27 protein-coding genes are annotated in these 25,004 nt (G+C 38.2%); all 27 read right to left on the bottom strand.

The genetic code is table 11. The annotated features are described in order from the left end of the window. Window positions 1-133 precede the first annotated feature (133 nt). The 27 genes from NST02_RS10835 to NST02_RS10705 all read right to left on the bottom strand — a co-directional run bounded on the left by NST02_RS10835 (window position 134) and on the right by NST02_RS10705 (window position 24,995). Complete coding sequence (locus NST02_RS10835; protein WP_137743171.1) at window positions 134-817, bottom strand: zinc metallopeptidase; 684 nt, start codon at window positions 815-817, stop codon at window positions 134-136. A gap of 180 nt (window positions 818-997) precedes the next feature. After that, complete coding sequence (gene ypjB / locus NST02_RS10830; protein WP_137743172.1) at window positions 998-1,786, bottom strand: sporulation protein YpjB; 789 nt, start codon at window positions 1,784-1,786, stop codon at window positions 998-1,000. Between the two features lie 85 nt (window positions 1,787-1,871). Then, window positions 1,872-2,465, bottom strand: coding sequence for a DUF1405 domain-containing protein (locus tag NST02_RS10825; protein WP_095306531.1), 594 nt, complete (start codon window positions 2,463-2,465; stop codon window positions 1,872-1,874). A 357-nt stretch (window positions 2,466-2,822) separates the two neighbouring features. After that, window positions 2,823-3,593: a menaquinol-cytochrome c reductase cytochrome b/c subunit gene (locus tag NST02_RS10820; RefSeq protein WP_137743173.1), complete on the bottom strand. Its 771-nt coding sequence runs from the start codon at window positions 3,591-3,593 to the stop codon at window positions 2,823-2,825. Window positions 3,594-3,645: 52 nt separating this feature from the next. Next, window positions 3,646-4,320, bottom strand: a complete 675-nt coding sequence (qcrB, locus tag NST02_RS10815) for a menaquinol-cytochrome c reductase cytochrome b subunit (RefSeq protein ID WP_095306533.1) — start codon at window positions 4,318-4,320, stop codon at window positions 3,646-3,648. Window positions 4,321-4,323: 3 nt separating this feature from the next. Further along, window positions 4,324-4,830, bottom strand: a complete 507-nt coding sequence (locus NST02_RS10810) for a QcrA and Rieske domain-containing protein (RefSeq protein WP_095306534.1) — start codon at window positions 4,828-4,830, stop codon at window positions 4,324-4,326. Between the two features lie 150 nt (window positions 4,831-4,980). Continuing rightward, on the bottom strand, window positions 4,981-5,445 hold the full coding sequence (locus NST02_RS10805; protein ID WP_095306535.1) for a YpiF family protein: 465 nt from the start codon (window positions 5,443-5,445) through the stop codon (window positions 4,981-4,983). Window positions 5,446-5,515: 70 nt separating this feature from the next. Beyond that, complete coding sequence (locus tag NST02_RS10800; RefSeq protein WP_170943511.1) at window positions 5,516-5,683, bottom strand: hypothetical protein; 168 nt, start codon at window positions 5,681-5,683, stop codon at window positions 5,516-5,518. Between the two features lie 169 nt (window positions 5,684-5,852). Continuing rightward, window positions 5,853-6,392, bottom strand: a complete 540-nt coding sequence (locus NST02_RS10795) for a ReoY family proteolytic degradation factor (RefSeq protein ID WP_095306536.1) — start codon at window positions 6,390-6,392, stop codon at window positions 5,853-5,855. A 91-nt stretch (window positions 6,393-6,483) separates the two neighbouring features. Next, window positions 6,484-7,746 carry a tetratricopeptide repeat protein gene (locus tag NST02_RS10790; protein ID WP_095306537.1) on the bottom strand — a complete coding sequence of 421 codons (1,263 nt, stop codon included), beginning with the start codon at window positions 7,744-7,746 and terminating at the stop codon, window positions 6,484-6,486. A 226-nt stretch (window positions 7,747-7,972) separates the two neighbouring features. Beyond that, window positions 7,973-8,875, bottom strand: coding sequence for a hypothetical protein (locus NST02_RS10785; protein ID WP_095306538.1), 903 nt, complete (start codon window positions 8,873-8,875; stop codon window positions 7,973-7,975). 390 nt (window positions 8,876-9,265) lie between these two features. After that, window positions 9,266-10,552 carry a 3-phosphoshikimate 1-carboxyvinyltransferase gene (gene aroA / locus NST02_RS10780; RefSeq protein WP_137743174.1) on the bottom strand — a complete coding sequence of 429 codons (1,287 nt, stop codon included), beginning with the start codon at window positions 10,550-10,552 and terminating at the stop codon, window positions 9,266-9,268. Window positions 10,553-10,565: 13 nt separating this feature from the next. Then, the gene (locus tag NST02_RS10775) at window positions 10,566-11,672 is read right to left on the bottom strand and encodes a prephenate dehydrogenase (RefSeq protein ID WP_212933351.1); all 1,107 of its coding nucleotides are present in this window, start codon (window positions 11,670-11,672) and stop codon (window positions 10,566-10,568) included. A gap of 113 nt (window positions 11,673-11,785) precedes the next feature. Then, window positions 11,786-12,889: a histidinol-phosphate transaminase gene (gene hisC, locus NST02_RS10770; RefSeq protein WP_095306540.1), complete on the bottom strand. Its 1,104-nt coding sequence runs from the start codon at window positions 12,887-12,889 to the stop codon at window positions 11,786-11,788. Window positions 12,890-12,916: 27 nt separating this feature from the next. Then, window positions 12,917-13,282: a chorismate mutase gene (gene aroH, locus NST02_RS10765; protein ID WP_095306541.1), complete on the bottom strand. Its 366-nt coding sequence runs from the start codon at window positions 13,280-13,282 to the stop codon at window positions 12,917-12,919. A gap of 20 nt (window positions 13,283-13,302) precedes the next feature. Beyond that, on the bottom strand, window positions 13,303-14,382 hold the full coding sequence (aroB, locus tag NST02_RS10760) for a 3-dehydroquinate synthase (protein ID WP_095306542.1): 1,080 nt from the start codon (window positions 14,380-14,382) through the stop codon (window positions 13,303-13,305). Next, a complete protein-coding gene (gene aroC, locus NST02_RS10755) occupies window positions 14,382-15,554 on the bottom strand; it encodes a chorismate synthase (protein ID WP_095306543.1) in 1,173 nt (390 codons plus the stop codon). The genes aroB and aroC overlap by 1 nt, the downstream gene beginning before the upstream one ends. 244 nt (window positions 15,555-15,798) lie before the next feature. Continuing rightward, entirely contained in the window at window positions 15,799-16,572 is a 774-nt protein-coding gene (locus NST02_RS10750) for a CheR family methyltransferase (RefSeq protein ID WP_095306544.1), read from the bottom strand. Window positions 16,573-16,727: 155 nt separating this feature from the next. Then, window positions 16,728-17,174, bottom strand: coding sequence for a nucleoside-diphosphate kinase (gene ndk, locus NST02_RS10745; protein ID WP_095306545.1), 447 nt, complete (start codon window positions 17,172-17,174; stop codon window positions 16,728-16,730). A 152-nt stretch (window positions 17,175-17,326) separates the two neighbouring features. Continuing rightward, a complete protein-coding gene (gene hepT / locus NST02_RS10740) occupies window positions 17,327-18,289 on the bottom strand; it encodes a heptaprenyl diphosphate synthase component II (protein ID WP_095306546.1) in 963 nt (320 codons plus the stop codon). A gap of 53 nt (window positions 18,290-18,342) precedes the next feature. Then, entirely contained in the window at window positions 18,343-19,047 is a 705-nt protein-coding gene (locus tag NST02_RS10735; protein ID WP_095306596.1) for a demethylmenaquinone methyltransferase, read from the bottom strand. Window positions 19,048-19,051: 4 nt separating this feature from the next. Next, window positions 19,052-19,873: a heptaprenyl diphosphate synthase component 1 gene (locus NST02_RS10730; RefSeq protein ID WP_095306547.1), complete on the bottom strand. Its 822-nt coding sequence runs from the start codon at window positions 19,871-19,873 to the stop codon at window positions 19,052-19,054. Window positions 19,874-20,049: 176 nt separating this feature from the next. After that, on the bottom strand, window positions 20,050-20,283 hold the full coding sequence (mtrB, locus tag NST02_RS10725) for a trp RNA-binding attenuation protein MtrB (protein WP_095306548.1): 234 nt from the start codon (window positions 20,281-20,283) through the stop codon (window positions 20,050-20,052). Window positions 20,284-20,443: 160 nt separating this feature from the next. Further along, entirely contained in the window at window positions 20,444-21,010 is a 567-nt protein-coding gene (gene folE / locus NST02_RS10720; RefSeq protein WP_095306549.1) for a GTP cyclohydrolase I FolE, read from the bottom strand. Window positions 21,011-21,329: 319 nt separating this feature from the next. After that, the gene (locus NST02_RS10715) at window positions 21,330-21,602 is read right to left on the bottom strand and encodes an HU family DNA-binding protein (protein WP_126409103.1); all 273 of its coding nucleotides are present in this window, start codon (window positions 21,600-21,602) and stop codon (window positions 21,330-21,332) included. 882 nt (window positions 21,603-22,484) lie between these two features. Then, entirely contained in the window at window positions 22,485-23,963 is a 1,479-nt protein-coding gene (gene spoIVA, locus NST02_RS10710; protein WP_095306551.1) for a stage IV sporulation protein A, read from the bottom strand. A gap of 318 nt (window positions 23,964-24,281) precedes the next feature. Continuing rightward, the gene (locus tag NST02_RS10705; RefSeq protein WP_095306552.1) at window positions 24,282-24,995 is read right to left on the bottom strand and encodes a hypothetical protein; all 714 of its coding nucleotides are present in this window, start codon (window positions 24,993-24,995) and stop codon (window positions 24,282-24,284) included. Between the last annotated feature and the right edge of the window lie 9 nt (window positions 24,996-25,004).

Below are 25,004 nucleotides of genomic sequence, written 5' to 3'. Positions count from 1 at the left end.
CATAAAGCCACCCGTGGAAAGAACCATTCTTCGTTCCAATCAATTTACACACTCTACCTATTAAAAAAAACAAAAAAGAGTGTAGACAAACTCGAAAACTTTCGAGTTTGTCTACACTTTGGTTTTTTCCTATCTATTCGCTTCTTTGCATTCCTGTATAGATTAAAACGAGTCGTAATAGCTCTAATACGGCCACAGCGGCTGCTGCAACATAAGTTAAAGCGGCTGCATCAAGAACCTTACGGGTTTCTTTTTCTTCATCATTTCTGATAATCCCTAATGAAACAACTTGATCCATAGCCCGATTTGAAGCATTAAACTCCACTGGTAATGTAACGAGCTGGAACACTACTGCTGCGGCCATGAAAATGATACCAAGCAGTACTAAATTGGACAAACTTGCTAGCATTCCGATGATGATAAGAATCCAAGAAAAGTTTGAACCTAAGTTTGCTACAGGAACTAAAGAATGGCGAATACGCAATGGCGCATAGTCGACTTGATCTTGAATTGCGTGTCCTACCTCATGGGCAGCAATTGCAGCAGCTGCAACGGAATGCCCATGATAATTTTCAGAGGAGAGGCGAACCGTTTTTGAACGTGGATCATAATGATCCGTTAAATGCCCTCTTGTTTCTTCCACAGTCACATCGTACAGACCGTTTGTATCCAAGATTCTTCTTGCAACTTCAGCCCCGCGCATATGCGATGAGGAGGGAACCTGTGAATACTTCTTATAAGCGCCTTTGACTTTCAACTGGGCCCAGATCGGGATTAAAATGATCAAGGCAAAATAAATTAAAAAGCTAAATCCCATATTATTTTTATTCCTCCATTACCTTTGTTTTTAGATTTCTTCGTTGTTTCACATTGGCTTTTTTACAAAAAAGTCATATTTTCCATTACCAGTAAGAGGATAAGGATAATATGCTTAATTATATTGTAAAGAGGTTTTTATAATGAGTCAATTATAAAGCCCCTTACATCTATCTATCTGTTACATTCTTTTCTTTGCTCTTTCCCGTTCCTTATTTCCTTTGTATTTTCTCCAGCCGACATAGGATAATGTAACAATAATAATACTGCCCGTTGTTATAATCACCCACCAAAGAGATGGATCTGCTTCATCTTCAGACATCTGATTAAACAAATCTCTTAAATCTGTTTCTAAAGCGACTAATTCCTGCAACCCGGTTTCTTCAGCTAATACTCTTGGTCGATACTCATCAATAAAGTGGATTCTTGCATCAATTTGTTGAACTCTTTGCACAGGAACATCTAGCTTCATACTTGGATAAATCACCTCATAAAGAGATAGAAAGGAATTCAAATGCGAATGGAAATTCTCTGCATCCCCTTGCATCGCCGCATCTTTCATTCCTCCGAAAACCGTCATCATCGGCCGTTCCATCTCCGTCCATAATGGCTGATTCGTGGAGGTAATCGCATCTATCGCAAGACGAAATTTCGTTACTCGATTAATGCGCTCATCATGATCCATACTGCCGTTGCCCATTGCTTCTATTGCTTCATTTTGGGCAAGGGTCACAATCCGTAGTTCATCTATTGAGAAACCGTGATTTTCCATTGTATAGGCAAGAAACTCATTAGAAAAATACTCAAGAAGTTTTTTTGCATCGTCATATCTTGAAGACTTCACCAATTGTAGAGCTTCATCAGAAATTTGATCAAGCTTTTCAATAGAGGAAATATGATGGTTTGCTTGTATCGTTACTGGTGCAACTATAAGGATTACAATAAAAAATATAGCAGCTTTCAGCTTCATACCTGTCCCTCCTCACATTACTATTAAATGGTATGTGAAGTTGGACAAGGTTAGACCAAAAATATTGGCTGATATAACTGCTATTTCATTTAATCCGGAGTGTAAAACGGTCTTTTCGCAACCCGAAATAATAGGCAACCGCAATTGAAGCAATGCTTAACCAAAAGGTAAAATAACCAATTTGCGCAATATAATCATTAAGCATATGATATCTAGGCATCATGAAAAACACATAATCAATCACATCGTTATGTAATGTCCAAATGGCAGCCACAATAAGATGCCATATTTTAAAACGGTAAAATGGAGCATATAGTAGACCTTGGATTGCCATTGCTCCATGTGAAAGAACAAGCATCATACCCACTCCGTCAATCTCCCCCGCCATGATAAAAACGATTACATTCATAACGACGGCCCAAATGCCATATTTAAAGAGCGTGACCAAGGCTAATGTTTCAAATAACGGCCAATTCTTACCCAATAAAAAAGCAAGCAGAACAAATAAGAAAAAAAGACTTGCTGTAGGACTATCTGGTACGAATGGTAGAAAAATCGGCGGAGTATCTGCCAACTGGCTTTTATACCAATAGTAGCCGTAAACTGTCCCGACAAAATTAATAACAAGGAGTAACGATAAAATGGAGCGATTTGCTAAAATGGAGTAGATCAACTTCAAGTATATTCACCTCATTTATTTCCACATCTTTCTTATAGTACCATATTTCCTCTAAAAACAAACTGGTTAATGCCCTGTAAGAACTAAAACAGGAATTAAAGGACGTGAACTAAAATTCGAATTGTTTCCCTTTTGCCATTAATCAAAGCTCCTGTTCGACATGCTTATCACCGTACAAATAAAAGACAGTAACTACGGTGTGGTCCTAATTTGTAAAAATCCAAATATGATTTCACCGGTACCTGATGTTTAGTAAGCTTTTCTGCTGAAAAAAATGATCCACAGCTACGAAATCGATCATTTCTAAACCACAACAAAAAGGCTGACGAACAAATCGTCAGCTTTTTAACAAGATAATTATTCACTTTCAAGAGTAGAGATGAATTCAGCTAGTATTTGTAACTCTTCATCAGTACCTTGGAATAAACCAGCTGGCATAGCTCCTTGACCATTTTTAGCAATTTCAGCTACTTCTTCTGGCGTTAATCCCGTATCAATAAGTGGCGGCGAACCTGCTCCACCTTGAAGGTCTCCTCCGTGGCAAGTAACACAGCCATTTGCTTCAAAAATTTTGTAACCGTCGGATTCCGTATCGATTTCTGCCTCCGCAACAATTTGGCCTTGAAGCTTCGCAGCTTCCCAATCGTGGTGTGCTACTGATTCCCAAGTTAAATAGGTGATTCCCGCAACAGCAAGAAGCATGAATCCAGTTGCTAATGGACGTTTAGATGGGCGTCGCTCCGGTCCTCTATCAAGGAATGGCGCCAATAATAACGCACCAAAGGCAAGCCCTGGAATAACGAGTACACCTATAATATTATACGGACCTGATGCAAATGAATATTTCAATAGTTGATATAAGAATAAGAAGTACCAGTCAGGTAATGGAATATATGCTGTATCACTAGGATCTGCTATTTTCTCAAGCGGTGGCTGATGCGCAGCAGTTAAACATAAAAATCCAACGAGAAAAACAGCACCGATTAGCCATTCTTTTAAAAGAAAGTTTGGCCAAAACGCCTCTGTTTTACCAGGATATTCCGAGTAATCCTTCGGAATATTCGGTTTTCGACCTGAAGCTGGGACACGTGAATCTCCCACAAACTTCATACCTTTTCCACGATGCATTGAACAATTCCCCTCCTTTAAGTCATTCAGAAATCATGAGAATAAATCGATTTTACAATGGACCTGAAATACCTTGTTTACGAATCATCAAGAAGTGGGCAGCCATCAATGCAAACAATGCAGCAGGTAAGAAGAATACATGGATTGCAAAGAATCGGGTAATTGTCTGTGCACCAATAATATCCGAATGTCCTGCGATCAGAATCTTCAAGTACTCACCTATAAATGGTACTGACTCGATAATCGTAATCGTAACCTTTGTTGCAAATAACGCTTTCATATCCCATGGTAATAAATAACCCGTTAAACCTAGGGCAAGCATGACGAAGAAGATAAGTACTCCAACAATCCAGTTAAGCTCACGCGGTTTCTTATAAGCTCCTTGGAAGAAAACACGCAACGTATGTAAAAACATCATGACGATAACTAAACTAGCACCCCAGTGATGCATTCCACGGACAATTTGTCCAAAAGCCACTTCGTTTTGCAGATAATAAATCGATTCCCAGGCATTTTTTATATCTGGAACATAGTACATCGTTAAAAACATACCAGATAAAATTTGAATAACAGTAACGAAGAACGTTAACCCACCGAAACAGTAAACAAATGCCGAAAAATGATGTGCAGGGTTTACATGTTCAGGCACTTCATGGTCTGCAATATCCCGCCACAAAGGCGTAATATCCAAACGTTCATCTACCCAATCATAAATCTTATTTAACAATCATTACGCCCCCTTTCGCGGTTCTGCTTTACCTAAAGCTAAATAACCGTCAACATCTTTATAAGGATATACATCCAACGGCGCTGCTGGCGGTGTACCAGGTACGTTTACACCATCTTTTGTATAAAGTCCATTGTGACATGGACAAAAGAAATGTTCAGGGTGTGTTGCATCCGTATTCCAGTCTACCGTACAACCTAAATGCTTACAGACTGGAGATAATGCGACAATTTCACCATTCTCATCTTTGTATACCCATGCAGTATTTGTTACTTCTGAAGTGTACCATGCATCTTTTTGTTCAAAAGAGAAATCTACACGAACTGGTTCATTCGTTATTTCATCAATCTTTTGTTTCGTGACAACATAATCGCCAGCTGCATTGTGTTTCAAAACAGGATCAACTGCAAATCGGACCATTGGCATTAACATTCCTGCAGCCATAAATCCACCAACACCAGTAAGTGTATAGTTTAGGAATTGACGTCTTGTTACGCGTTGTTTGCTCATACCTTTCCCCCCTCTATCATGAAATGGTAGTCCAACGGACATAATTTAGGCACAATATAAAACTAGGACATAACAATGATATATCAATCTATACTTTAGGTCAATATAATAAATCGCTAAAGGATTGGAACTCAGTGATTAAAATCTCCATTAGTCATTATTTTGCCACTTTTTCACAAATAAATGAATCAATTGTCCAATTTGATCCTCTAAAATTGAATTTCGATATTTTTCATCCATATTCTCCAATGGAAGAGACGGTAGCCAAATCACCGTGCCTTCACATTTATCTTCTATCGTTCTCCAACCGCTATCAGATGTTATATAAATCATATGTTTAAACCCACTTTTTTTGAACTCTGTTTCCCAGTGTTTTATCACCTGCAGACGGCTGTCATCTGAGTCACTTTTTAAATATGTATAGCCAGGAAGCATCATGAGCCTTCCTTTAAATTGCCTCTCAAGAGGAATCGTTAAAAGCGAAATAAACTCTGTCATGGAGGCAGTTTGTTTTAGATCATCGCCAAACGAAATCGGCAGTAGCGGCAGGACAACCGTATCAACATATTCCTTCGCACCTAAATACATATCCATATCTTTTGAAACCCATTTCATTCCCATCACTCCAAGTTCATTAATTCTTACTTAATCATACCATTTCAACAATAACTGGACAAAGATGATTCTATACAAAAACAAGAGGTTGTCCAAACATCTTGCTTTTTTGGGATGCCTCTTGTTTTGTCCCGTCTGTGCTTCTTGTTGTTTTCCCTTCAGATGGAGCTTTTTCGCGGACAGGACCGAGCAACTTCCCACAGGAGGCAGAACCTGTTGCTTCAACAAAAATAATCATTCAACAAACTTTTTTGAAAGCTTCGAGCTTTTCGGCCGAAGGATTAGCGAGGTTAAATGATTGCGCTCTATTTAGATTTAACTAAGAAGAAAAAGCTGATATCAAAAAGGCCTTTTTAACAACCTTTTGACACAGCTTCCACTTTGATATTCTTTTCGCAGCAGCAGTTCTACCTTAAACGGTTAAGTTTTTTGGTTAACTCTTCAAAAGCAGCTTTATCTTGATTGTCTAAAGCCTCATCAATTAAACGAAGCAATTTTTCTCGTTGGAAATTTTTCAGTGTAGATGACAGAAATTTTTCTGCGATAAGGCGATCCTTTTCACTAATTTGCAGACTTTTGGGCATGAAAGGATTCTCTTCTAAAACAGCAGCATATTGATGCGCTTTATTGGATGCATGAAAATTAAGTTGAATAAATATTTCTTCATCCCTATTTAAACGAATATCGTGAAAAGATTTCTCTGCATCTGTTGTCATGACATTCTCTTTGTAAAAACGAAAAGGTACCTCATCAACACAATGAGTGGACATGACTAAACCGCGGGGACAATATTGAGCCTGCTCAACAAAATGCACTTTTTCCATAAGTCCATCATGACTCATTAAATAATTTAAAATCCACACACATTCACGTCTTTTCAGTTGATAATGATTGAGGAACCAGCGAATAAAATCTTTTTTCTCGTTGACAGATACAGGGGTCTTCATCATTTTCCCTCCTCTGCGTACAACTATTTTTTATTAATTTCTAATGATGGTCACGTTAGCTGCAAACGGGTTTGCATACTTCTCAGACGGCTCAGCTTTCATCAGACAGCCTTTGTAAAACTTCTGTGAATTCTTCGTTTGTTGGATCATTTGTTAGTAATACATTAAATATTTCGGCAGCCTCTTCTCGTTTTCCTTCTTCAATTAGAAAGTATCCATAATCTGCGAGAAACTCTTGATCGTTCTTTAAAAAATTATATGCAAGTTGGTATTTGTTTAATGCCTGTGAATATTTTTCTAAATTTTGTAATGAAGCCGCCGCATCCCAAATTAAATGCGGTTCCTCGATTCCACTTGACTCAAAAATAGCAACGATCTCTAGCACATCTTCATATCTCTCTTGATGAAGGAATAACTTATTAATCGTTATACCAGCTTCAATAAATTCCGGATCGAGAACTAAAGCCTGTCTTAAGAGCTCTTCTGCACTTTTTTCTTTGTTAAGTTTAAGCGCCAGCTTTCCACCAATAAAATACAAATCCTTGTTATATTCGTCATAGCGGAGTCCTTCTTGAACCGTTTCAAAAGCTAATTCAAGTTCCTCTTCTCGCTCGTACGCTTTTGCTAAATAAAGATAGAGAGAGTGATACTCGTGATCAAGTTCTTTCAGCTCAGAAAATTTTTCAATCGCTGTTTTATTCATGCCCGCCTGAAGAGCCGTAAATGCATAATGAAAAAGGGTATTAATTTCCAAACCAGCTTCCAAGGCTTTTTTATAATGAGGAAGGGCTTCTTCAAAAGCACCGCCTGCACTATAAGCATCACCAAGTCTTTGATTAATATTGACCCCTGCTATTTCTTGCTCAATTGGTACAACTCTTTCATATGATTTGATGGCTTCAATAAATCTCCCTTGCTCTAAATAGAGCTCTCCTAATGCAAAATCAATAATAACCTCATCCGGTAATACAGATTTTGCCTTTAACAGCTTCTGTTCACTAACTTCATATAGTCCTTCCATTTGGTATAAATCAGCCTGCAATAGCAAGCTTTCCGGATAACTTGGATCCGTTTCTTTTATTTTATCTAAAGCTTGAATGGCTTCATCCTCTTTCCCTTGTTCAAGGTAAATCTCAGCCATCGTAACAAGAATTTCCCCCTCTTCAGGATATGCTTCATGAAGCCTTTCAAATAATGATTTTGCCTCCTCTAGAAATCCATAATGAAATAATTCTTCTCCAAGAAGGAGCCTTTCATCGTTTGTTCCACTTTTTAATATTGCTTTATATTTCTGTAAGGCCTCTTCATGCTGACCATTTTCCAATAAAGTAATAATTTTACTGACTTTTTCCATTTAGCAACCCTTTCACAATCCTATTTTTTTGTTACCTACCACTCATTCAAAAGTCATCCACAGCAAACGAAATTTATCATTTCCTCAATCATTAAAAGGACAAGAATATTACATATTTATAGCCGCTTTACTTCTACAAAAGCAAATGGCTTGCGTTTTATAACTTAACTACCTATCTTCATTATAATGGAATTTGCAAAATTCTACTCCTAATAAGACTTATTCATTAATTCACTTTAAAAAAGGCTGGAGTTTTGATAACAACATACTCGCCAAACCCCGGTCTAAATTGAACGTCCTTGCCTGCACGTATTACCATTCCTTTATGAACGGTTACAAGCAGGCGCTCATTTAGTTGCATAAACAACTCTTTTTCACAAATTTCGTTTTCCAAATCATCTTTCAAATATAAATTATAACTAACTTCACCACCATGATGTAAACCCGATTTTACAGGATAAATACCCAGTTTGCATAAATCCTCACGAGAAATCGGGACATTCTCTTTTAACTCGTGTCCGATAAATGGAATCTTCTCGATGTATAAAAGCTCCTGCCAATACACTTCTGCCTGAATTCTTTGCTTTTCAGTTTCTGCTACAAAAACAGGAATCAGTGGGCTATTATAAGGAAACATAGCCTCCCTCAACCATCCCCATGGTACTTCCTTAAGCTCCCACTCATCCTCTACTTCAACGAATATCGCTGGGATTTTAGCCCGTTTGCATTTTATTAAAAAGCTCGTTGTGAGTAAACGGAGTGGAATTTTCACCCCTATCGTATAATCAATAGGACTATTTAATAGAGCTGTTTTCATATTGTTATAAACAGGCCGTAATAAATATTCTTTATCTATTTCCACATAAGTTAAAAACATCGTACTTCCTCTTGTAATAAGTTTATCGATATAAAATTTTTTCATAACTTGAAATGACTGTCTCGATGGAAATTGAGGACAAAAGAGAACATGGGGCGGCGTCATTACAAAGGAACTTGCATTCACTCTCATGTAGGAGAACCTTTCGAAGGAGGGTCTGATCGAATCGATGCGATCCTCTTTAATCAGCAAGGAGTTTTGCTCAAGCCTATCGTTCTTTAGCAAATTAGCATTTTCGATAATATAGGTCATAAAACCACCCTTTTAATCAGTCTTATGACAAACTATGCTTGTACAAAAATATTTATTCCATGATTATAGTTTAGACAAATCTTTTAACACAATTGTTGAGCATACGATTTTTGGCTCATTTCATGTGAGACCATGGTTTCACAAGCCTTTTCAGTTGTGCTGAAAGGTGAAGAGAGAGAATGAGCCAAAAATAAATACCGACATATAACAAAGTCCAAACAAAAAAAGAAGAGGTTGTCCCAAAAGCTTAGTTTTGGCTCTTCTTATTTTGCTGTCTTTTAACCTTATTGATTTCCACTCCAAATAGTGCTTTTTCGTAGGCGAAGCCGATATGGGCTCGACTATCTCTTTTACCTCTGGAATCGCCGGCTTTTTAACACCTAGCAAGTGCTATTTTAACAGGCTTTCTAAATGGTTAAAGAAATTAGGATAAGAAACGGAAATTGCTTCGATATTCTCTAAGTTCGTTTGTTCCTTGCAAACCAGTGAAGCAACAGCCAGCATCATCCCAATTCGATGATCACCATGACTGCTTACGGTGCCGCCTAACAACTGCTGCTTTCCGTAAATAATCATGCCATCATTTGTTGATTCTATTTTCGCGCCTAATTTTTGTAATTCGCGAACCACTGTATCGATTCGATTCGTCTCTTTCACTTTTAATTCTTCAGCGTCTTTAATAATTGTGACTCCCTCTGCTTGCGTAGCCAATAAGGCAATAATTGGAATTTCATCAATTAGGCGTGGGATCATATCTCCTTCAATCGTTGTTCCTTTAAGGGTTGAAGTTTTTATGATTACATCACCGACAGGCTCAAATTGTTCTCGTTCATTCTTTACTTGCAAGTCAGCTCCCATTTCTCGCATCACATCTATAATGCCTGTTCTTGTTGGATTAAGCCCTACATTTTTCAACATAATTTCACTATTCGGAACAATGGCTCCCGCTACAAGAAAGAAAGCAGCTGATGAAATATCTCCTGGAACCTCAACATTCGTTCCCTGTAAAGGTTGCCCACCTTGCACTTTAATCGTAAGACCATCAACTTCGAGTTTACCGCCAAAATGCTGAATCATTCTTTCTGTATGATCGCGAGTTTTGGAAGTTTCAATAACAGTTGTCTCTCCATCTGCTTGTAAGCCTGCCAAAAGAATTGCAGACTTCACCTGAGCACTTGCCACCGGTAAGCGATACTCAATCCCTGTGAGACCTCCCCCTCTTACCGCAATCGGAGTGTACTCACCACCACTTCTCCCATCAATGTTAGCACCTAGACTTAAAAGCGGTTTAGTGACTCTTGTCATCGGTCTCTTCCCTATAGATTCGTCTCCAATGAGCGTAGAAAAAAACGGACGCCCAGCTAAAATTCCAAGCATAAGTCTGATCGTCGTTCCAGAATTTCCAACATCAAGCACTTCACTTGGTTCATTTAATCCAGTGAAACCCTTGCCAAAGACAACTGCTCTCTCTCCCTCCTGCTCAATTACAACGCCAAGCTTTCGAAAACAAGCAATCGTCCTTAAACAATCATCTCCTGTTAGAAAATTCGTTATTGTAGTCGTTCCGTTGGCAATAGCTCCAAACATAATTGAACGATGGGAAATAGATTTATCTCCTGGTATTTGCAAATGGCCTTGAAGCTTTGCTGCGTTTATCGCTAATGGTGTTGTTTTCATTTTTATCCCCCTCTCATATCCCAGTGGATGTTTCGTAATTGGTATAATGGCGAATACACTGCTCTGCTCTTTCTCGATCCTCTTCTGTTTGAAAGCTAATTACAAGAATACCGTATACTTCTTCTCTCGTTTCACGAATACGAATATTCGTTAAGTTAATGTTTTCCTTTGCTAAGTAGCCGGTAATTTCAGAAATGACCCCGGGGTAATCGGGAACATCGACAAATAAATCGTAGAATGCCGGGATTGCACCTTTTTCTTTTACAGGCATCTCATCACGAAACTGCTTTGCCCGAGAAAAATATTGAAGGAGAGCTTCCTCATTTTCAGCCCTTAACATATTCGCAACCCTTGCCATTTCTTCCTGCCAATCAGTGAATAATTGTAAAAGAACATCTTTATTATGAAGAGAGATATCCTTCCACATATGTGGGCTGCTAGATGCTATTCTTGTGATATCGCGAAATCCACCAGCTGCAAGCCTTGTGACTAAGCTTTGCGTCCTGCTTGTTCTTTCTGCCTGATGAACGAGAGAAGCAGCAATAACATGAGGGAAGTGGCTAATCACTCCTGTCAAATAATCATGCTCAGCAGGATGCACTTGTAAAAATCGTGCTTTTGTTCCTTTAAGCCACATTTTCAAGCTTTCTAATGCCTCTGGATCCGTATCGGTCTCGGGTGTCAATAAATAAAAGGCATTTTCAAAAAGGATTGATTTAGCTGCCTGAACTCCGCTTTTATGTGAGCCAGCCATTGGGTGACCACCGACAAAAGTATAGCCTTTGTCCCTTAAACAAGCTGCTTTTTTAACAATTTCCACTTTTGTACTGCCCGCATCTGAAATAATGACACCTTGCTTTAAAGAAAGATGACAGAGCTGTTCGATCATCGTTTCAATCTTCTTAACTGGTGTGGCAATTAAAATCAGGTCAGCCTCAGCAGCACCTGTTTCTATTTCCTCCGCTACTTCATCAACGACACCAAGCATTGCCGCTAACCTTGTTTGTTTCTTATTTATATCATAGCCAATAATCTTTGCTTTCGGATGTTCAGCTTTTATACATAAAGCCAATGAACCCCCGATGAGCCCCAGCCCAATAATAAATACACGACCTTTCAAGGGAACACCTGCTTTCATGATTGCTAAGAGCTCCTGTTCATAGGAACCATGAATGGTCCGAATAGAGCAGGAGCTTATTTATTAGAGTCGAATTTGAAAAAAATGTAGCATTATTACTTATTAAGCGGGGACTTTTCAGAAATAAATGCTTTCATAAGGGCAATCATTTCATCGTTCTCTTCCTTTGAGCCAACTGTCACTCTGACAGATGTCGGAAAACCAAGAGCTACACCTGAACGAACAATATATCCTCTTTCTAAACAGTACTGGAACACTTCATTTCCATCCACCTTGAAATCAATCAAAATAAAATTTCCCTGGGACCTGTTATAAGACAATTGCTCTTGCTCGCAAAAATGATAGTATTGTTCTAAACCCTCGCGATTTCTCTGTCTGCACATATCCACATACGCTTGATCTTCGAGAGCAGCTGTAGCGGCGATTTGCGCAAATGTATTTGTATTAAATGGTTCCCTTGCCGGTTCAAGAGCGCGAATCACCTTTTCACTGCCGATCCCATATCCAATGCGAAGACTAGCCAATCCATAAATTTTCGAAAACGTCCTTAACACAATTAAATTCTCAAATTGTTTTATCAGTTCGATAGAATGGTAATAGTCTTCCGCTACAACGTATTCGAAATAAGCTTCATCTAATACGACGAGTGTCTCTTGCGGTACCCTCTTTAAAAAGGATAATAATTTGTTTTCATTAATATAAGTGCCAGTAGGATTGTTCGGACTACAGAGCCATACGACATTTGTTCTCTCATCCATTTGTTTTAACATGCCTTCGAGATCATGTTCGCCATTAATAAGAGGGACTTCCCGTACTTCTGCTCCTTCAATCACGGCATTATGCTTATATTGAGGAAAAGTCGGCGCTGCCATAACCGTGTTAAATCCAGGTCTCAGCAAAGCTCTAGAAATGATTTGGATATTTTCGTCAGAACCGTTTCCAAATATTATTTGTGTTTCTGATACACCTAATTTACTAGCCAACGCTTCCCGCAAATCCGTCGCATACCCATCCGGATAAAGAGCCAGAGAACCAGCAAATTGGTTAATTTTATCTAATACTTGTTGCGAACACCCAAATGGGTTTTCATTTGAAGCAAGCTTCACTATTTTTTCAAGTCCATATTGTCTCTTCACCTCAGCAATTGATTTTCCCGGTTGATAAGGAGTCAATTGAAGAAGCTCTTCCTTCCATCTCATTGATTTTCACCACTCTCTGCGATCGTTTCATTCGTCCTTTAAATCTGGTCTTAAACTAATTGCTTTTTCCAAATAAACATGATGTATTTCTCTTTGGCTCTTTTCAGTATTGATATGTATCATGATTCGAATACAGTTTTTTAAAGAATTCTCAACCGGAATCTCCCTCATGCACATGACAGGGACATAGGTCCAGCCCGTGATTCTTCTTAAGGCTTTTGCGGGAAACGCTCCATCAATATCCTCCGTGACCGAAATAAACACGGATGCAACAGCTTCAGCCACGATATCATTTTGTAATATCATTTCCCGAATAAGCTTTTCTGTTGCTGAGACAATCTCCTGCTCGACATTTTCCTCAATGGTAGTAGCTCCCCTAACCCCTCTAATCAATATTTTTCACCTCTTTAACATCAATCTTGTTGAAACTGCTTTAACTCAGTTAGCAGAAATTGATCGTCTAACGGAACGGCAACAGGCTTTCCAATTCTTTCAAGAAGCACATATTGAATATGGCCATCGACCGCTTTTTTATCCTGCTTCATACGCTCTAGCAAAGATTGAGGATGTAACCCCTCTGGAATCGATGTGTTATAACCGAGCTGCTCCACCCAAGTTTTAAATTTTTCGTAATGAAACGAAGTGTTAAACAATTTATTGCTTAACTTCAATGCAAACAACATTCCGATTAATACAGCCTCACCATGGGTCACTTTTCCATAGCCAGCTTCAGCCTCAATCGCATGCCCCAATGTATGGCCAAAGTTCAAAAAAGCTCGTATCCCTTTTTCCTTTTCATCCTGAGAAACAATCACACTTTTGATCTGAATTCCTTTTTTTAGCATATACTCTAGTTGTTCGAAAGTAAGAGCCGTTAAATCAGAAATATTTGTAAGTAACCATTGGTAAAAAGCCTCATCTTGGATCAAACCATGCTTTATTACCTCAGCGAACCCTGATCTTCTTTCCACGTGCGAAAGGCTGCTAAGAAAGTTTAAATCATAAAAGACAGCTTCTGGCTGATAAAAAGCACCTATCATATTCTTTCCCAAAGGATGATTAATCGCAACCTTTCCACCAACCGCACTATCATGGGCAAGAATCGTAGTGGGCATTTGAACAAAAGGAATTCCTCTCATAAAAGTAGCAGCGACAAAACCACTGAGATCACCAACAGCGCCTCCACCAAATGCTATTACCAACGATTTACGGTCCAATTTTTTTTCTAAACAATAAGTTAAACAGCTTTGGTAAACATCGAAGGTTTTTGCATATTCACCATTTGGAATGATATAGGTATATGGGTGAAACTCAGTGAGGACACTTTCCAAAGCTGGTAAATACCTTTCCCCGACATTACCGTCTGTAAAAATGACTACCTTCGTCAATGAAGGGAAGTGCGTTTTTAAAAAGTTTGGAAGGGCAGATATGACCCCTTCTCCGACAAAAACCGGATAACTTCTAGAATCAGTGTGAATTTGGAGCGACTCCATTAGAATTCCCTCGCAAACGTACGCTGCTGTTCAATCGTGCTTATCAATGTGTCCAGTCTATCAGCGTAAAATTGCTCCACAATCGCTGACGCTATTTCCCATGCAACAACGTGTTCGGCGACAACAGCAGCTGCCGGAACCGCACAGCTATCTGAACGTTCAATACTGGCTGAAAAAGGCTCCTTCGAATCGATGTCCACGCTTTGAAGCGGTTTATATAATGTTGGTATTGGCTTCATCACCCCTCGAACGACTATCGGCATCCCGGTAGTCATCCCGCCTTCGAATCCACCTAATCGATTTGTTTTTCGAGAATAGCCTTTCTTCTCATCCCACACAATCTCATCATGTACTGCGCTCCCAGGTTTTCTTGCGGCTTCAAAACCAATGCCGAATTCTACACCTTTAAACGCGTTAATACTAACAATAGCTGCGGCAAGCTTAGCATCAAGCTTGCGATCAAAATGAACATAACTCCCCACTCCCGCAGGTACCCCTTCCACGATCACCTCAACGATGCCGCCGATTGAATCTCCATTTTCCTTTGCTTCGTCAATCGCCTTCATCATCGCTTTCTCAGCATTTGCATCTAAGCATCGAACAGGGGAATTTTCAGCAATTTCCTTTAATGAGTCCATCGATTCGTACTTTCTAACTTCACTTTTAATTCCACCAATTTCAATCACATGAGATGCTACTTCAATACCTAACAAAGATAGCAGCTTCTTTGCAACTGCCCCAGCAGCTACTCTTACAGTTGTTTCGCGTGCTGATGAACGCTCCAGAACATTGCGTAAATCGCGATGTCCATACTTGAGACCACCGTTCAAGTCAGCGTGTCCAGGTCGTGGGCGCGTAATTTTCCGTTTTACTTCTTCACCATCCTCAAGGTCAGGTGGCTCTTGCCCCATAATTTTTGTCCAATGCTTCCAGTCATCGTTCGTAACAACCAATGCCACTGGAGAACCGAGAGTTAAGCCATGTCTCACTCCGCTCGTTATTTGAACAGTATCTTTCTCAATTTGCATTCTTCGGCCGCGGCCATATCCTTTTTGGCGACGTGCTAATTGTTCATTAATCTCATCAGCCACTAAAGGCATTCCTGCCGGCAATCCTTCGATAATCGTTGTCAATTGGGGACCATGTGACTCTCCCGCTGTTATGTATCTCATAACTCTTTCCTCCTTCAACTCATTAAAGGATTATGTACCAATATAACATACGTACGTAAAGAAAAATAGTATAAGATTTAAAATATTGCCTATATTTTATCCTTAATGTACGTTTGTTAACATTCTCATCATTCCATAATCCTATTTACGCTGAATAATTAAACTTATTATAAAAGCTGTTTTAAAACGTATGGAAACTAAAGCCTCTTACAAAATAAGCCAAAAAAAAGAGCATTTCCGCTCTTTATTTTTTCCGATAAAAAAAAGTATCTTCTGTATCAAAACCGTACAAGCTTGGGTTAAAAATCTGCTCCGTACTGCCAACAAAGAAGATACCATCTTCCTTAAGGGCATTGCTAAACTTTTTATACAGTATATCTTTCGCTTCTTCAGTAAAATAAATTAAAACATTTCGACAGACAATTAAATCATATGGCCCTGCAAATGGATCTGCCAACAAATTTTGTTTTTTAAATGTCACGGTTTTCTTAATCTCATCTGATATATAATATAAGCTGCCATCCTGTTTAAAATATTTGCGTTTAATATCATCCGGAACTTCGTTTAAAGACCTTTCTGGATAGGCGCCTATTTTTGCCCTAGAAATAACATTTTCATCTATATCGGTTGCCAGAACCTGAACTTGAGAAAGGGGCTGTAATTTCGACATAATCATGGCAATCGTATAAGGTTCCTCACCCGTCGAGCAGGCAGCACTCCATATTTTCAAACGACTATTTTTCGCCAACAGTTTCGGCAAGATTTTTTTCTCTAATACTTCCCACCGTTTTCCATTTCGATAAAATTCTGAAACATTGATCGTCATGCGATCCAAAAATTCATCCAAGTGCGATTTATTTTCCTTAAGAGCCATAAAATACTCATTAAAAGAGCGAAAGCCTTTTTTTTCATAGAGGGATGTGAGCCTTCTTTTCATTTGCGCTTCTTTATATAACGAAAGGTCAATTCCCGTCTTCCTCTTAACGTTTTCAACAAATTGTTCGTAATCCTGTGTCATTTCTTTCTCCCTATAAATAACAACTTTATTTTAAGTATAGCTTAAAAGCGAATAAAAAAATACAATTCTAAAATCAAGCATTTCTAAAAAGATTAAAAAAGCACTTGCAGATTATACAAGCGCTTACTTTTTCCAGAATCATAATTAATTTCTAATTAATAAATCCATTCACTAATTAGTTTTGAGTAAGAAACAAGCTCTTCTTCCTTGAAAAATAATGAAATTTCTCTTTCAGCGCTTGCAGGAGAGTCCGAACCGTGAATAATATTCTTCCCAACTGTCGCTGCATAATCTCCACGAACTGTTCCAGGTGCAGCATCCTTTGGGTTTGTCGCCCCCATCATACTGCGTGCAGTCGCAATAACATTTTCACCTTCCCATACCATCGCAAATACAGGTCCAGAAGTAATGAAATCAACTAACTCACCAAAGAAAGGACGCTCCTTATGCTCGCCATAATGCTGCTCAGCCAATTCTTGAGGTATACTCATTAACTTTGCACCAACTAGTTGAAAACCTTTTTTTTCAAAACGAGAAACGATGTCACCAATTAGACTGCGTTGCACACCATCAGGTTTAACCATTAAAAAAGTCTTTTCCATATGTTCCACTCCTACTGTTTGTCTATATGTATGGACTTAATATTTATGACAGCCCACGAAAATATTACCATTATTTTCACATAATGGCAACAGAGGATTCAATCTGTTTTTAATTAGTAAACATAAGAGTGAAGCGCTTGTCGTTAATGTTTTTACGATTTTCTTTTGCCAATATAAAGCGCAATGTCCCTCAGTGTCTTTTTCGCCTTATTATTCGGGAGTTCATCAAGCACCTCAAGCGCCTTATCTAAGTATCGATCGCTAAATTCAAGGGATTTTTCAATCGCATTTGAATTCTTTATAAGCTCAATAATGTGAGTCATTTCATCTGATCCAATGTTTTCATGCACTTTAACTATTTCACTGCGCAGCTTCTCATCTTTCATTGCAAATAACACAGGAAGAGTGATGTTACCTTGAAGTAAATCTCCTCCAGCAGGCTTTCCAAGTTCTTTTTCAGTGCCTGTAAAATCGAGAACATCATCGGTAATTTGAAAGCTCATTCCTACAAAATAACCAAAACGAGCTAGTTTGCGATGTACTTCCTCTTCTACCCCAGCAGCAATTGCTCCCAGTTGACAGCTCGCTGCAATCAATAAAGCAGTCTTTCTTTTTATTCGCAACAAATAATCGCGCAAATTTTGCTCGAAACGATATTTATCTTTAATTTGTTCAATTTCGCCGATCGTCAGTTCCACAATCGTATTGGATAAAATTTGATGTGCAACTGGGTTTTCTACATTTGTCATTAACTCTAATGATTTAGCAAAAATATAATCTCCAGAATACATGGCAAAACGATTATCCCATTTACTTTTGATCGTCGGTCTTCCACGACGCAGATCAGCATCATCAATGACATCATCGTGAACTAAAGAGGCCATATGGATAAGTTCCAAAGCAACAGCAACATCTTTAACCACTTGGATATCGTAGCGTCCAAATTTTGCTGCCAATAATACAAAAACAGGGCGAATCCTTTTGCCTCCTGCCTGCAGTAGATGCAAGGATGCTTCCTGCAAAAGTGAAGATTCCCCCTTCACCGTTTCTTCTAATGAATTTTCTATAATATTTATATCAGAGCTTAAAAATGAATACACCATCTTTAGTTTCATTATGACGTCACCAATCCTAAAAACTTTAACACGTAATAAGAGTCAACCTGCCCTTATTCTTTGTGGCCAATATGTACAGCAGCCGCACCGCCACTGTAAGGCTTGTAGCTTACCTTCTTAAACCCTGCTTGCTCAAACATTTTTGCCAGTTCTTTCATTCCAGGAAAATCCTTTGCTGACTCATGAAGCCATGCATATTCATTATAGCTCTTTGCAAAAAGCTTTCCGAAAAACGGCATAATAAACCGAAAATAAAAATAGAATAGCTGTCGATATCCAAACATAGTCGGCTGAGATGTTTCTAGACAAACTCCGATCCCGCCAGGCTTAAGAACACGATTCATTTCCTTTAGCACTTGCAAGTAATCCGGTACATTCCGTAGACCAAAACCGATCGTAACATAATCAAAGGTATGATCAGGAAACGGCAACTCCATTGCATTTCCATGAACTAATTGAACATTGTCCAAATGCAAATCGTTAACTTTTTCTTCACCAACTTTAAGCATGTTTTTGCTAAAGTCAAGCCCAATAACTTCTCCGTTCGAACCAACTTCTTCTGCTAAGGCAATCGTCCAATCTGCTGTACCGCAGCAAACATCTAACGCTTTAGAACCGGTCTTGACGTTCATTCTCTTCATCGTGTCTTCACGCCATTTTTTATGCATCTGAAAACTGATCACTGAATTCATCTTATCATAGTTGTCAGAGATTTTTTCAAAAACACCATGTACACGTTGTTCTTTTGACTGGTCCATTTCCTTACCCTTCTTCCACAAGCGATTTCACACCTATTTGATGTTGGTTTAAAACCACTTCAATTTTGCTTTCAACCGCTTCATTTACTAGTGGCAGTTTATTTTTTGCTTTTATTAGCAGTTCTTTTGAAAAGCTTATATATTTATCGCAAATAAATACTAAATGATTTCTTTGTTCATGTGATAATTCTTTCAAAGTATGTTCATGCTTTGGGAAAACTAATTTCTTTAATCCCTCAAAAACTACAGACGTATGGGACTTAACAAACTGCTCCCTTTCTTTATTTAAGCGCTTAATTAATAAGAAATTGGTGATGACGTCATCCCAACCCTTTGCATGTAAATGTTTAATAAGTTTTTTATGTAAAGATGCTTCGATATTCTTAAGACATTCAATAAGTTTTTCAATTCCATCTAGCTCTTGCTGATAAACGATAATTTTCTGATCATTGATGGTTTCAATTCCTTCTGCAAGCAATCTGATTACTTCAATGTTATCTTGATCGGCCAGAATTTTATAATAAAGACCGCTATAGTAGACTCCGGCAAGTACCGTTAGCTGCCTATGTTTTAAATTGGAATCTCCTGAAAGATCGTTCGTAACCTTATCATGGGTATCAAGAGCAATTTGCAATAGCATTGTCGGCACTACATAGCTCTCCATATCTTCAATGGAAACGTTCAGATCATCTAGAAAAGAGACAAGAAAGAAAAGCTTATCTTCATCAATTATTGGCGCTTCGATATTTTTAGTTAAGAAGGGATGATGGATCTTTCCTTCTATTTTTTCCCGAACGTATTCTAGTTTTTGTTGAAGGTTTAGCATGAAATCACCCTTGTATCCCCTAGATTCTACTTTTACTTTTTGTCCCGACCTTTTGAAAAATAAACGCATTGACAATTATATCATAAAAGGTCCTACTATGGTCCTCTTAATAAAAAATATAGATAATTCTGTATATTGTTATATATTAACAATATTACCATATTAAATAGAGAAGTTTAATCTTCGCTTCCGCCACTTTTTATTTCCCCGTATGAGGTCAATATTTTAGCATTTCCTCTTATTTTGATGGCTGAAGTATGTTCAGTAAATTGAGCAATCATGACTTCACCCTTATCTAGTTTCTCAGAGTGATGAAAACGCGTATCTGTGCCGCGAGTTAATCCAATTACGTTAACTCCATCATCAATTGCTTTAATCACTAAATATTCACCGTTTGGTTTGTTTTCCATCCGCTCCCACCTCCCCATTAATGATTATTATGATTCAAAATTTGTCGTACACTCATCATACCAATTATTACATTGACTTTCCTATAGGTTTTGCGAAAACAACTTAACCTATTTTAAAAAGTATCGACCAAATTTCACATTTTAGTCGATACTTTTCGTACTATTGTTTAATTAACGATAAAATTTCCGCTCTTGCTTGACTGTCTTCTGCCAATGTACCCCTAACGGCTGTGGTTACAGTTTTAGCACCAGGTTTTTTGACACCGCGCATTGTCATGCACATGTGTTCCGCTTCAACGACAATCATGACACCGTGTGGTTCAAGCTTTTCCATCATTGCATCAGCAACGGTTGATGTGATCCTTTCTTGAAGCTGCGGTCTTTTCGCTACCGCTTCGACTGCTCTTGCCAGTTTGCTCAGCCCAGTCACTCGGCCATTCCGAGGAATATAGGCAACATGAGCCTTACCATAGAAAGGAACGAGATGGTGTTCACACATAGAGTAAAACGGAATATCTTTAACCAATACCAACTCTTCGTGATCTTCACTAAATATCGTTTCAAAATATTCACGTGGATCTTGATGAATTCCTTGGAATACTTCCTCATACATCTTTGCTACCCGTTTCGGAGTATCCAGTACTCCTTCTCGATTAGGGTCATCCCCCACCGCTTCTAATATTAAACGTACCGCCTCTTCAATTTGGGCACGATTGACCTTTGACATGATTAATATCCTCCTCAGCCTAATCCTTCATCAACTAACCTAAATATAACATTAACATCTTAGCACATCTTACGAAAGACAGGCAAAAAGAAGGAATTTATCTTCCGATAATTTCTAACACAACAAAAATAAGGCGGAATTATATGCGCTAATGATTTTTTGCTCATTTTACCTTGAAACGATGAAACCTCAGTTTCGCATGAAATGAGCAAATAAAAATAAAAAGGCCACGTATAAACGTGAACCTTTTTCAAGAAGATAAGAATATCCACTCGTAAACGAGCAAGATATATTATCAGAAGTATAAAGTACTATGTAATTACTTTACTGCATCTTTAAGCGCTTTACCTGGTTTGAAAGCAGGTACTTTGCTTGCAGAAATTTCAATTTCTTCACCAGTTTGAGGGTTACGTCCTTTACGAGCTGCGCGCTCACGTACCTCAAAGTTTCCGAAACCGATTAATTGTACTTTATCACCATCTTTTAAAGCATTTAAGATTGAATCAAATACAGCGTCAACTGCTTTAGTTGCGTCCTTTTTAGAAAGTTCGCTAGCCTCAGCAACCGCATTAACTAGTTCTGTCTTGTTCATGCCTTTCACCTCCTCCCAAAGAATTCGACTCATTCAGTTGAAAATTGCATTCTTATCATCATTTTTAAACAAAATTACTGATTTCTATACGTAGCGACTCATATTTATCCCTATTTTTAGCCATTTTTCATGGTTAATAGGTTAAAACATTGGATTTTCGTACAAAAAAAGGTCTATCACTTCTTAAATGTGATAACATCAACGTTTCAATTGAATGAACCTCTTTTCATATATTAAATGATAAAAATCAAGATTTCAACGCTTTTCTCTTAAAAAACCTTAATTTATAAGGCTTCATGTCGCTTTCAACAGTAATTCTGTTAAAAGATTATCACAATCATTTAAGGTTATCAAGAAAATTTAGCGAATTAATGGTAATCTTTTCTTTTTTGAACCGTTTTTGCAGGATATTGTCGAGATCAGAACAATATTTCTCAAAATTCAAATTAGAGTGATATTTACACTCGCAATTGCTTTTCAACTAAATTGAACATTCTTATGCTTATTGTTTTATATGATGAAGCAATATTTTTAACAAAGCACAAAAATTCTCGTTGTCCGGTACAAGAGTTCCCTCCAAGCCTATTAAAAAAAGTTGAGAGTCTATGGAGCGAAAGCGCGAGCAATACTACGGATTTTTTCGTTGAAATTCTTTTTTTATCTCGCTTTTTCGCAATCTATTTTGACAAGTAATCCTGTCCTTTACGAACAGCATTCTTACTGGAATCGTGAAAGGGAAGAATACGCTGCCCCTCTAAAAAATAGAGTGAAGCAATAGAGCCTGCATCCTTCGTTAAAACTTGCACCTACCATATGCCCTCTATTCTTTATTTATCGCAAACAACAACAATAAAAAAGACCCCATTCTGGAGTCTTGAGCAGTTACAAAATAATCGCAATTAATCCGCCTGAGCCTTCATTTATAATTCTCTCAAGTGTTTCTTTTAATTTATATCTTGCATTTTCCGGCATTAAAGAAAGCTTAGCTTGAATACCTTCTCTTACGATTGAGCTTAGGCTTCTGCCAAAGATATCAGAGTTCCAAATTGATAATGGGTCATCCTCAAAATCTTGCATTAAGTATCGTACCAATTCCTCACTTTGTTTCTCTGTCCCGATAATCGGCGCAAATTCCGATTCAACATCCACTTTTATCATATGGATAGACGGAGCAACAGCTTTTAATCTGACACCAAATCTAGCACCTTGGCGAATGATTTCCGGCTCGTCTAAACTCATGTCAGCAAGTGTTGGTGCAGCAATTCCATATCCCGTTTGTTTTACCATTTTCAACGCATCTGATATTTGGTCATATTCTTGCTTCGCATGAGCAAAATCTTGCATTAATTCTAAAAGATGATCTCTTCCCCTTATTTCCACACCGACAATTTCTTTTAAAATGTCATCATATAGCTCATCTGGGGCAAAAAGATCAATTTCCGCAACCCCTTGACCCATTTCAATACCAGCCAATCCTGCTCTATCAATAAATTCATAGTCTCCAAAGAGATGTACAACTCGGTCGACATCCCTCAGCCTTTTAATATCTTTAACTGTATCCTTTACTGCTTCCTGATAGCTTTCTCTGAGCCAATGATCTTCTTTCAATACCATCACCCAGCTCGGGAGGTTAACATTGACTTCTAAGACCGGGAATTCATAAAGAGCTTCGCGCATAACATTTAGAACATCTGCCTCGCGCATTCCTTCTATGCTCATTGCAAGCACTGGAATATCATATTTCTCAGCCAGTTCTTGACGAAGTGCCTCTGTATTCGGGTGATGTGGCTGAACACTATTGATCACCATAATAAATGGTTTCCCAACTTCTTTTAACTCTTCAATAACTCTTTCTTCAGCCTCAATATAATCCACCCTTGGGATTTCTCCAATTGTTCCGTCTGTCGTAACGACAACACCGATGGTTGAATGCTCTTGAATCACCTTTCTTGTACCAATTTCAGCTGCTTCGTGGAAAGGAATCGGTTCTTCGTACCATGGAGTATTGATCATTCGAGGACCATTTTCATCCTCGTAACCTTTCGCCCCTGGTACAGTATACCCAACACAATCTACTAAACGAATATTGACATCTAATCCTTCGCTGACATGAACTGTAGCCGCTTGATTGGGAACAAACTTTGGTTCAGTCGTCATGATCGTTCTTCCAGCTGCACTTTGAGGCAATTCATCTTGGGTTCGAGCTCGCTCTGCTTCGTTATCCATATTCGGTAGAACAACGAGCTCCATGAATTTCTTGATAAAAGTTGATTTACCTGTTCGTACTGCTCCAACAACTCCTAAATATATATCGCCGCCCGTTCTTTCAGCGATATCCTTAAAAATATCTACCTTTTCCAAGTGATCCCCTCCTGAAATCGTGAGTTAGTGGGATAATAGTTATCCTTATTTATTGCCATTTAAAACTCTCATATCGAATTTGTCACGATACTTAGACAATATATGTGTATGATGTTGTCCTACTCAGTTATGACAATTTTCTTTAAAAATACCTCCTTATTTATGAATTTCATTTCAAATTAAAAGGAGTTATGAGAAAATCCTTTTTTAATTTCTTTTTACTTAAAATGGATCAATTAAGTATAATAAAAACCCTTCTCCTACAATATATTCCGTAAGAAAAGGGTTATGACTGCAAATTTCGATTAGAAAACATGGTCAAGAAGGCATAAAAATGATTTCATTTGTTTCTACCTCAATTGTATACGGCAATGAGTAAGCAGGAACAAATAATGAATCTTCATGGAGGATAGTTCTAATATCCACACCTGGTTGCAAAGATTTTGAACCATCTTGCAAAATTTGATATAAATCTTTGCGATAATCTACAAATACTTCCGCATTTCCATTAATCACCAATGGAAGTTCTTGACTAGTATAAGGACTAATTACGACTGGTTCTTCCTTGAAACCAAGCTGTTGATAATCCAACGAGAAGACACCATCAGCGATCCTCTCTTTGTAGGGAGGATAGTCTTGCATTGAAATTCTTAAGTTTATATCTCTAATGATCTCCGCGACCCGCAAATCAAATATTTTTACAGTTGGATTTGTTTCCACATCAATTAACACATATTGAAAAACCCCGCCAGATTCATACGCATTTCCTGGCGGCTCTGCCATATATTGAGGTACAAGCTGCTTAAAATCTATCAAATACTTTTGATAAATCGGGGTATCGTTTTCTTTCGTTTTGATCGGGAGAATTCCACCCTTGTCCTCTTGGAATCTTTCAACTGCGGATTGAACAGTTGTAACTTGCTCTTGATATGGGGTCTGATTTTGGGCCAACTTGTCCTGTGGGTAAGCACAGCCGGTTAAAATAGCGGATGTGATCAGGCAAATGGACAAAAAAAGTATTCCTTTATTCATAAGTATCAA

It is taken from the genome of Robertmurraya sp. FSL W8-0741 (genome assembly GCF_038004005.1).
Taxonomy (GTDB): Bacteria; Bacillota; Bacilli; order Bacillales; family Cytobacillaceae; genus Robertmurraya; species Robertmurraya siralis.
Note: the sequence above shows the minus strand (reverse complement) of the source record. Positions and strands in the feature narration are given on the sequence as shown.